This window comes from Saccharopolyspora shandongensis, from assembly GCF_900106995.1.
GTDB lineage: Bacteria > Actinomycetota > Actinomycetes > Mycobacteriales > Pseudonocardiaceae > Saccharopolyspora > Saccharopolyspora shandongensis.
Window position 1 is genome coordinate 195,572 of record NZ_FNOK01000012.1, and the last position, 9,978, is coordinate 205,549.

Consider the following 9,978-nt stretch of genomic DNA (forward strand, 5'->3'; position numbering starts at 1 on the left):
CGTACCAGATCCAGGTGATTCGCCCGCTGGGTCAGTAGCCCTTGGGGTGGTCGACGATCGGCGCGTTGACGCAGTTGTTGAGCTGCGGCGACAGGATCGGCACCACGGCGCCGAGGACGGCGACGTTGTTGCCGCAGGCCTGAACTGGCAGGACGCTCAGGTTGTTGTCGTTGCCGATGTTGATGCCGTCGTTGTCGGCGCTGTCGGCGTTGGCGACGGGGGCCAGGGCCAGCAGGCCGGCGGCGGCACCGGCGACGATCGCTGCCTTCTTAAGCACTTGGGTACTCCTTGTTGGATGGGATGAAGAGCGCGATCGAATTTCCGGCTGCGCACCCCAATGTTCAGCCGGAGTGATGCGCTCGGCGTGAAAGATATCCAGCGAAAGTGGAAAAACGACACCTCGTTAACACTATCGTGTGATCTTCAGGTGTCGCGCCGGCCCTTTTCGTTGCGTCGGCAAATGCGCGCGGTTTCGGCGGCCGCGGAAACGGGGACCACCGTTCCGCGCCAGCGAGCGCGCGGCGTAGTGTCCGCATGTGGACTCCGAAGCGCTCGTGGCCGAATACGTGCTTCTCGGGCTCAGATTCGACCGGCTCGTCCAGGGATTCGTGGATTCCTTCACCGGCGACCCGGCGCTGCGGCGGCGGGTGCAGAACGAGACGAGTCCCGATCCGGCGCGGCTGGCCGCCGACGCGCGCCGGCTGCTCGCCGCGCTGCCGGAGTCCGGCCTGGCCGAACCGCGCCGCCGATTCCTCGCCGCGCAGCTGACCGCGCTGGAGTGCTCCGGGCGCAAGCTGGCCGGCGAGCAGGTGCCGTTCCCGGCGGAGGTGGAGGCGTACTTCCAGGTCACGCCGGTGCTCGGCGACCAGGACGAGTACCGCGAGGCGCACCGCCTGTTGGGCGAGCTGCTGCCGGGCCGGGGCTCGCTGCCCGCGCGCCTGGCCGCCGTCCGCAGCCGGGACGCGGTGCCCGCCGACCGGCTCAAGGTGTGCGTCCAGGCGCTTTCGAGCGCGCTGCGCGATCGCGTGCGCCGCCGCTTCGGCCTGCCGGTCCAGGAAGTCGTCGAGTACCAGATCGTCACCGACAAGCCCTGGAGCGGCTTCAACCACTACGTCGGCGACTACCGGTCGCGGGTGGCCGTGAACGCCGACGTCGGGCACCGGGCCGCGAACCTGCCGCACCTCGTCGCGCACGAGTCCTACCCGGGCCACCACACCGAGCACTGCCGCAAGGAGGCCGGCCTGGCGATCCGGGACGCCCAGGCCGAGCACACGATCTTCCTGGTCAACACCCCGCAGTGCCTGATGGCCGAAGGCCTCGCCGACCTGGGCCTGCAGGCGGTCGTGGGGCCGGGCTGGGGCCCGTGGGCGGCGGAGATCTTCGCGGACCTGGGCATCCGGATGGAGGGCGAGTTGTCGGAGCGGCTGGAGCTCGCGATGGGCCGCCTGCTGACGGTCCGCCAGGACGCCCTGCTGATGCTGCACGCCGACGGCGCCGACGAGGCGGAGGTTTCCGAGTACCTGCAGCGCTGGCTGCTGATGCCGGACCAGCGGGCGCGGCACCTCGTCCGGTTCATGCGCGATCCGCTGTGGCGCGCCTACACCACCACCTACGTCGAGGGCTATCGGCTGCTGCGGCGCTGGCTGGAGAACCGCCCGGCGGGCACATCGAGCGCCGATCGTTATCGCCGGTTGCTTGACGAACCGCTGGTGCCGTCGGCGGTCCGGGCCGAGCTGGCGGCCCGCGTCTGAGCCGTTCACCCGGTGAAGATCACCCAAATGGCGTAGTGATGATCACGTGGCGTGCCGGATGCGCGCTGGGCCGTGCAGATGCCCTGACCTGCTGCCGGACCGGGATCGACCTTGGCCCCGATCCGCCGGCGAATCCGTGACCTGGGCGAATTCCGTGCCATGTGAAGAAAAGTTGACCAATCGGCGAATCACCTGTGTGGCTGCCTGCCGAGACGCAATCCCGCCGGTAGCGTCGCTGATGACGGGCCGTTCCCAGTGCAAGTCCCAACGCGGCCCGTCCGGGAGGCCCTGATCGTGCCTGATGGCTGGAGCGGACGGTTACCACGTCCACCTTGGTCGAGAAGGGCCGGTGCCCGGCCCCTGCGACCACGGCGGACGACCGATCCGGCCGGGGCGCGACGGGGGCAGGCCCGGCCCGCCGACGAGCGGGTGTGCATGCCACGCCCGCGAGGGAGTAGCCGTGACCGCACGACGTTCCCAGCCCCAAGCGGAGATCCCAGCCCGTAACGGCGAGTCCGCGACCAGCGCGCAACCAGGTGGCACCGAAATCCGCACCTACGTGCTGGACACCTCGGTGCTGCTGTCCGATCCGTGGGCGATGTCCCGCTTCGCCGAGCACAACGTCGTGCTCCCGGTGGTGGTGATCGGCGAACTGGAAGGCAAGCGCCACCACCCCGAACTCGGCTGGTTCGCCAGAGAAGCCCTCCGCGCCCTCGACGACCTGCGAATTCAGCACGGTCGGCTCGACGAGCCGGTTCCGGTCGGCGTATCCGGCGGCAGCCTCCACGTCGAGTTGAACCACTCCGACCCGCAGGTGCTGCCGCCGGGGTTCCGCACGGACTCCAACGACGCCCGGATCCTGGCCTGTTCGCTGAACCTGGCCGCCGAGGGACACCGGGTCACGCTGGTGACCAAGGACATGCCGCTGCGCGTCAAGGCGGCGTCGGTGGCCCTGGACGCCGAGGAGTACCGCGCGCAGGACGTGGTCTCCTCGGGCTGGACCGGGATGGCCGACGTCGAGGTTCCGTCGGATTCGGTGGACATCCTCTTCAAGGAGGGCATCGCCGATCTCGACGAGGCCCGGGACCTGCCGCCGAACACCGGGGTGCGGCTGCTCTGCGGCTCGCAGAGCGCGCTGGGCCGGGTGACCGCGGACAAGCAGATCCGGCTGGTGCGCGGCGACCGGGAGGCGTTCGGCCTGCACGGCCGCTCCGCGGAGCAGCGGATCGCCCTGGAACTGCTGCTCGACCCGGAAGTCGGGATCGTGTCGCTGGGCGGCCGGGCCGGGACCGGCAAGTCCGCGCTCGCGCTGTGCGCGGGCCTGGAGTCGGTGCTGGAGCGGCAGCAGCACCGCAAGGTCGTGGTGTTCCGGCCGGTGTACGCGGTCGGCGGTCAGGAACTCGGCTACCTGCCGGGAACCGAGAACGAGAAGATGGCGCCGTGGGCGCAGGCGGTGTTCGACACCCTCGGCGCGCTGGCCAGCGAGAACGTGCTGGACGAGGTGATCGATCGCGGCATGCTGGAGGTCCTGCCGCTGACCCACATCCGTGGCCGGTCGCTGCACGACTCGTTCGTCATCGTCGACGAGGCGCAGTCCCTGGAGCGGAACGTGCTGCTCACGGTGCTGTCCAGGCTGGGAGCGAACTCCCGAGTGGTCCTGACCCACGACGTCGCCCAGCGCGACAACCTCCGGGTGGGGCGCCACGACGGCATCGCGGCGGTGATCGAGAAGCTCAAGGGTCACCCGCTGTTCGCCCATGTGACCCTGACCCGCTCGGAGCGCTCTCCGATCGCGGCCCTGGTCACCGAACTGCTGGAAGGGGACTTCATTCCCTGATCACGAGGTGAGGGGGCGCCGCTCGTCGAGCGGCGCCCTCGCTCGATCACCAGCCGGCGGGCAGCGGCCTACCTTCGGCGAAGCCGGCGGCGGACTGGATGCCGACCAGCGCGCGGTCGTAGAAGTCCTCCAGGCTGCGGGCGCCCGCGTAGGTGCAGGACGAGCGCAGGCCGGAGGTGATCTGGTCCAGCAGGTCCTCGACGCTCGGCCGCTGCGGGTCCAGCCGCATCCGGGAGCTGGAGATGCCCTCCTCGAACAGCGCCTTGCGGGCCTGGTCGAACGTGCTGTCGCTGCGGGTCCGGGCGGACACGGCGCGCTTCGACGCCATGCCGAAGGACTCCTTGTACGCCCGGCCGTGCTCGTCGCGCTGCAGGTCACCGGGCGATTCGTAGGTGCCCGCGAACCACGAGCCGACCATCACCGACGCCGCGCCGGCGGCCAGCGCCAGCGCCACGTCGCGGGGGTGCCGGACGCCGCCGTCGGCCCAGACGTGCTTGCCGAGCCGCCGCGCCTCGGCGGCGCATTCGGCGACGGCGGAGAACTGCGGGCGGCCGACGCCGGTCATCATCCGCGTCGTGCACATCGCGCCCGGCCCGACGCCGACCTTGATCACGTCGGCGCCCGCCTCGATGAGGTCGCGCACGCCGTCGGCGGTCACCACGTTCCCGGCCACCACCGGAACCCGCGGACCGGCCGAGCGGACCTCCTGCAGCGCGGAGATCATCTTCTCCTGGTGGCCGTGCGCGGTGTCCACGACCAGGGTGTCGACCCCGGCCTCCAGCAGCGCGGACGTCTTGGCCGCGACGTCGCCGTTGACCCCGACCGCCGCCGCCACCCGCAGCCGGCCGGCGTCGTCCAGCGCCGGGGTGTAGATCTCGGCGCGCAGCGCGCCGCGGCTGGTCATGATCCCGGCCAGCCGACCGTCGGCGTCGACCGCGATCGCGACGTTGCGCGCGTGCTGGTCCAGCTGCTCGAACACCTCGCGGGGCTTGGTCTCCAGCGGCAGGACGACCGGGTGCCGGTCGGCGACCTCGCCGACCCGCGCGAACCGGTCGACGCCGGTGCAAGCCGCCTCGTCGACGACCCCGAGCGGCCGGTTGTCGTCGTCGACGACCACGACGGCACCGTGGGCACGCTTGGGCAGGAGGTTGAGGGCGTCGGCGACGGCGTCATCGGCGTGCAACACCAGCGGGGTGTCCCACACGGGGTGCCGCGCCTTGACCCAGGCGGTGATCTCGGCGACCGCGCTGGGGTCGACGTCCTGCGGCAGAACGACCAGGCCGCCGCGCCGGGCGACGGTCTCCGCCATCCGGCGGCCGGCCACGGCGGTCATGTTGGCGACCACGATCGGCAGGGTGGCGCCGGTCCCGTCGCTGGTGGCGAGGTCCACGTCGAAGCGGGACTCGACGCCGGAGCGCCGGGGCGCCAGGAAGACGTCGTCGTAGGTCAGGTCGGTGGAGGGCTGCTGCCCGTTCAAGAACTGCACGTCTCACCACCATACGGGGTCGGACGCCCCCAGTCGCCTCCCGAAGCCGGACGGCCTAGCCTGACGGCCGCGCTTGACTGGGCACGACTTCAAGATCACCGGATCGGTTGAGTCATCCAGAGTTGATATCCGGGGCCTACCGGTTGTTATACTGGCTTCGGCCAGGCTCTGTTGGGGTTTGGAAGTACGCCGGGTGTGCCCGCTGTATTGCGGGACCCCGGCCTCTGCGTTTCTGGGGAAATTTCATCGAATCTCGATCCCCGCCAGCTGTGTCGAATCTCCGAGCTGTTCCAAATAGCTAGCCTCGCCTCGCTCAGCGGCAAGGACCGTGCCACACGCGACGTCAGGAAGCCAGAGCAACAACTCGTGATCTCTGGGCGCAAAGATCACCGACAGTCTTGAGATCAACTTCCGGCGGCGGCAAGCATCCACCATGTTGATGTCATGCCTGTCATTCACGCGCTGCCGGGCTTCGAACATGACGATGTTGACGCCCATGTCCTCCAGCGAGGGAAGCAGGGCCTCCATGCATTTCCGGCGAGCTCGCTCCGAGCTCATTAGTCGTCCGCGTCCTATGACAATCAGATGTCTCACCGGCAATGTGCTCAGACATTTGGAGAACCTTCTGCGATGCTCAGGGTTGGACTTGTGCCAGTGCAGTTTGCCGTTACCGGTGTGAAGCTCGCGGAGCGCGCAGCGGATTTCTTCGGCGTCGTCGAGGTCGACGATGCTGGCCGTGAGGATGTAGACGCCGATGGTCAGGTCGTAGGACTCATCGACGTAGGCGTGGACGAACAAGTGCCGTAGTGAAGCGAGAACTGCAGTTCGAGATCAAATCGATACACCCGGTGGTGATCGCGAGATGCGCGCTGCTACATTTCCGTCAGCCAGGCTCTGTTGGGGTTTGGAAGTACGCCGGGTGTGCCCGCCGGAGGCGGGACCCCGGCCGCTGCGTTTCTAGGCTTCTTCTTCCGTCAGGGGTTCGAAGGAGCTGTAGGCCTGGTAATTGCGGAAGAAGCGGCCGTAGAGTTCCGTGCCGTCGTCGAAGGTGGCGTCTTCGAGGAGTTTCACCTCGATGATCTGCTTCAGCTTCCAGGTGATCAGTTCGTGGTTCTCGTTCTGGTAGCTGGTTTCCTGCTGCTTGCCGTGCTCGACGGCCTTTTCCTTCGCCTCTTCTTCGGATTCCGCCTTGAGCAGCACGAAGGATTCTTCGTACAGCGGTTCGTGGTCGGCCGCGTCCGAGGTGGCCTCCAGGACCAGGACCGCGACGTAGTAGTCCAGCTCGACCGCGTCCGCCTGGAAGTCGCGCGGGCTGATGGTGCCCGGTCCGATGTTGATCGAGCCGATCTCGCCGAAGTCGTTGCCGCTCATGCCGTCAGGATCTCACCCGCCCGGCAGCATGGCGCGAACCGCCTCGATGCTGTCGGCCGACGCCGCGTCCTTGTCGGGCCGGTAGCGAAGCACGCGGGCGAAGCGCAGCGCGACGCCGCCGGGGTAGCGGGTGCTGGTCTGCACGCCGTCGAGTTCGATCTCCACTACGAGCTCCGGCGCGACGTGGACGGTCCAGTCGTCGCGGTGGGACTCGCGGCGCTGGAACTCCGCGGTCTGCCAGGCCAGGAGTTCGTCGGTGAGGCCCTTGAACGTCTTGCCGACCATGATCGGCGGGCCGCCGTCGGGATCCCGTGCACCGAGGTGCAGGTTCGACAGGAAGCCGTGCCGCCGGCCGTGCCCCCATTCGGCGGCGAGCACGATCAGGTCCAGGGTGTGCTCGGGCTTGACCTTCCGCCACGAGCGGCCGCGCCGCCCCGCCGCGTACGCCGAGTCCAGCGCCTTGACCATGACGCCTTCGTGCCCGGCGTCCAGCGCCTCGTCGAACAGCGCGGCCGCGCGGTCCGCCGACGGCGACAAGGTCGCGCGGATCCGGTGCTGTGGCGCGACCCGTTCCAGCGCGTCGAGGCGCTGGCTCAGCGGCAGGTCGAGCAGGTCTTCGCCGTCGAGGTGCAGGCAGTCGAAGAAGTACGGGTGCAGCAGGAGATCGCGCGAGTTCTGGGCGCCGAACCGGCCCATCGTTTCCTGGAACGGCCTGGGGCGCCCGGCGTCGTCGAGCGCGAGCGTCTCGCCGTCCAGCACCACCGCCCGGCAGTTCAGGCCGCGCACCAGCTCGACGAGTTCGGGCACGCTGCCGGTGATCTCGCGCAGCGTCCGGGTGTAGACGTGCACGTCGTCGCCGTCGCGGTGCACCTGGATGCGCGCACCGTCCAATTTGTACTCGACGCTGACCTCGCCGAGTTCGTCGAGCGCTGCGTCCAGGGTTTCCGCGGGCGAGGCCAGCATCGGCCGGACGGGCCGACCCATCTCCAGGCGGAACTCGGCGAGCGCCGGTTCGCCGCCGCGCAGCGCGGCCTCGGCGGTCGCCGGCAGCCGGCCGGAGAGCATGAACGCCCGCCGCACCGCCTCGACCGGCACCCCGGCCGCAGCGGCGATGGCCTCGATCATCACGCCTTCCAGCGCGCCCTGCCGGAGCTCGCCGCCGAGGAGCCGCACCAGGAACTCCTGCTCGTCGGCGGGCGCCTTGCCGAACAGCCCGGACAGCGTCTCGGCCCGGCGCTGGCCGGAGCCGGCGCCCTTGATCAGCCGCACCGCGCTGATCGCCGAGTCGACATCGGTGATCGTCAGCGTGGGCTCGGGCGCCGGTTCGACGTCGAGCGCGGCCAGCGTCGACCAGCCGACGCCGGCCCGTCCGCCGGGCAGCTCACCGGCCAGCAACGCCGCAGCCGGGCAGACCTCCTCGGCGTCGAGCCGCGCGAGCAGCCCGGCGATCGCAGTGGTCTTGGCCTTGCGAGAACGCGTCGCCGAGACCTCGCGCGAGGTCGTCACCACATCCGCGAGCAGCACCATGAGCCCATGGTGCGCACGACCCCCGACAGCGCGCACCCGCGTCGCCGCGGGTGCCGAGCCGCTGTGAGCGGTTCGGGCCATCGGCGCGACCCGGACCGCTCGCGACGGGATCAGCCGTCGTTGGCCATGCGGAGGACGTCGAGGGCCTCGTCCAGCTGCTCCAGGGTGAGCTTGCCCGCGTCGACGTGACCGCGTTCCAGGACCACCTCGCGGATCGTCTTGCGCTCCTTGAGCGCCTGCTTGGCGACCGCGGCCGCCTCTTCGTAGCCGATGTAGCGGTTGAGCGGCGTGACGATCGACGGCGAACCCTCGGCGTAGGCCCGGGCCTGCTCGGCGTTGACCTGCACGCCCGCGAACACCTTGTCGGCCAGCAGCCGCGACACCGCGGCCAGCAGCCGCGCCGACTCCAGCACGTTGCGCGCGATCACCGGCAGCATCACGTTGAGCTGGAAGTTGCCCTGCGAACCGGCGAACGCCACGGCCGCGTCGTTGCCGATCACCTGCGCCACCACCTGCAGGGTGGCCTCCGGGATCACCGGGTTGACCTTGCCCGGCATGATCGACGATCCCGGCTGCAGGTCCGGCAGCGCCAGCTCGGCCAGCCCGGTGCGCGGGCCGGACCCCAGCCAGCGCAGGTCGTTGGCGATCTTGGTGAGGCTGACCGCGACGGTGCGCAGGTCGCCGGAGATCTCCACCACCGAGTCCTGCGCGGCCTGCGCCTCGAAGTGGTCGCGGGCCTCGGTCAGCGGCAGCCCGGTCACCTCGGCCAGCTCCGCGGCGACCGCGGCGCCGAACCCGGCCGGCGCGTTGAGGCCCGACCCGACGGCGGTGCCGCCGATCGCCAGCTCGCCGAGCCGCGGCAGGCCGCCGCGCAGCCGCTCGATCCCGTAGCGCACCTGCGAGGCCCACGCGCCGGCCTCCTGGGCCAGCGTGATCGGCACCGCGTCCATCAGGTGGGTGCGGCCGGACTTGACGACCTCGGTCCACTCCGCGGCGCGGCCCTCGATGGTCGTGGCGAGGTGATCCAGCGCCGGGATGACGTCGGCGAGCACCGCCTCGGTGGCCGCGACGTGGATGGTCGTCGGGAAGGTGTCGTTGGACGACTGCGAGGCGTTGACGTGGTCGTTGGGGTGCACGTCGCGGCCGAGCCGCCGGGACGCCAGGGTGGCGATGACCTCGTTGGCGTTCATGTTCGACGACGTGCCGGAGCCGGTCTGGAACACGTCGATCGGGAAGTGCGCGTCGTGGGCGCCTTCGGCGACCTCGTCGGCCGCGGCGGCGATCGCCTCGGCCACGTCGGCGTCCAGCACCGCGAGCCGACCGTTGACGCGGGCCGCGGCGGCCTTCAGCAGGCCGAGCGCGCGGATCTGGGACCGTTCCAGGCCCCGGCCGGAGATCGGGAAGTTCTCGACGGCTCGCTGCGTCTGCGCGCGGTACAGGGCGTCGACGGGAACCCGCACCTCGCCCATCGTGTCGTGCTCGATCCGGTAATCCTGTTCAGCCATACCGAAAGTGTCCCGCTGGAAGGGCCTCCCGGTCATGGTGGCCCGCCCCACTCGGCGGCCGATCTGTGGCCCGGAGCACCCGAACGTCCTCACTGGACCGATGAAGGTGCCGCATCTCGCAGCGCCGGGAAAGCACGAAGGGCACCTTCGATGAACTGGTCCCCGGAGGTTGGACTGAGGAATTCAGTTCCGATCTCCGGGGAGCGGTTGTATGGCTGGGCGAAGTTCGTTGAGCGTGGAGCAGCGTGCCGCGGCGATAGGGTTGTTCGATGACGGTTGGGCGGATCGTGCGGTCGCGACCAGGCTTGGTGTGTCTCGCCCGGCGGTGGCCCGGTTGTATGGCCGGTGGCGGGTTCGCGGGGGTGCGGCGCTGGTGAGTAAGCCGTCCAGGCGGGTTTTCACCGTCGAGTTCAAGCTCGAGGTGGTGCGGCGTTTCCTTGCTGGTGAGACGAAGACCGATCTCGCTTGTGAGTTCGATCTGTCGTCGCCGAAGCTGATCGA

Annotated in this window: 9 protein-coding genes; 3 read left to right on the top strand and 6 right to left on the bottom strand. The window is 69.9% G+C overall.

What is annotated here, in order from left to right:
- Positions 1-31 precede the first annotated feature (31 nt).
- Entirely contained in the window at positions 32-277 is a 246-nt protein-coding gene (locus tag BLW84_RS15755) for a hypothetical protein (RefSeq protein WP_093266034.1), read from the bottom strand.
- Positions 278-536: 259 nt separating this feature from the next.
- Here BLW84_RS15755 and BLW84_RS15760 point away from each other — a divergent pair, with 259 nt between their 5' ends.
- Together BLW84_RS15760 and phoH2 are read left to right on the top strand one after the other, a co-directional pair.
- Entirely contained in the window at positions 537-1,751 is a 1,215-nt protein-coding gene (locus BLW84_RS15760; protein WP_093266036.1) for a DUF885 domain-containing protein, read from the top strand.
- Positions 1,752-2,244: 493 nt separating this feature from the next.
- Positions 2,245-3,588, top strand: coding sequence for an RNA 5'-3' helicase PhoH2 (gene phoH2 / locus BLW84_RS15765; protein ID WP_425441719.1), 1,344 nt, complete (start codon positions 2,245-2,247; stop codon positions 3,586-3,588).
- Positions 3,589-3,634: 46 nt separating this feature from the next.
- Here phoH2 and BLW84_RS15770 read toward each other — a convergent pair whose 3' ends face one another.
- The 5 genes from BLW84_RS15770 to BLW84_RS15790 form a co-directional block, all read right to left on the bottom strand.
- Positions 3,635-5,074, bottom strand: a complete 1,440-nt coding sequence (locus BLW84_RS15770; protein ID WP_093266039.1) for a GuaB1 family IMP dehydrogenase-related protein — start codon at positions 5,072-5,074, stop codon at positions 3,635-3,637.
- A 243-nt stretch (positions 5,075-5,317) separates the two neighbouring features.
- Complete coding sequence (locus BLW84_RS15775) at positions 5,318-5,872, bottom strand: hypothetical protein (protein WP_093266041.1); 555 nt, start codon at positions 5,870-5,872, stop codon at positions 5,318-5,320.
- Positions 5,873-6,031: 159 nt separating this feature from the next.
- On the bottom strand, positions 6,032-6,445 hold the full coding sequence (locus BLW84_RS15780) for a DUF4288 domain-containing protein (protein ID WP_093266042.1): 414 nt from the start codon (positions 6,443-6,445) through the stop codon (positions 6,032-6,034).
- Between the two features lie 12 nt (positions 6,446-6,457).
- Positions 6,458-7,972 carry an ATP-dependent DNA ligase gene (locus BLW84_RS15785; RefSeq protein ID WP_093266044.1) on the bottom strand — a complete coding sequence of 505 codons (1,515 nt, stop codon included), beginning with the start codon at positions 7,970-7,972 and terminating at the stop codon, positions 6,458-6,460.
- Between the two features lie 110 nt (positions 7,973-8,082).
- A complete protein-coding gene (locus BLW84_RS15790; protein WP_093266045.1) occupies positions 8,083-9,477 on the bottom strand; it encodes a class II fumarate hydratase in 1,395 nt (464 codons plus the stop codon).
- Positions 9,478-9,712: 235 nt separating this feature from the next.
- Here BLW84_RS15790 and BLW84_RS15795 point away from each other — a divergent pair.
- A partial coding sequence (locus BLW84_RS15795) for a helix-turn-helix domain-containing protein (RefSeq protein WP_177226492.1) occupies positions 9,713-9,978 on the top strand: 266 nt, incomplete at its 3' end.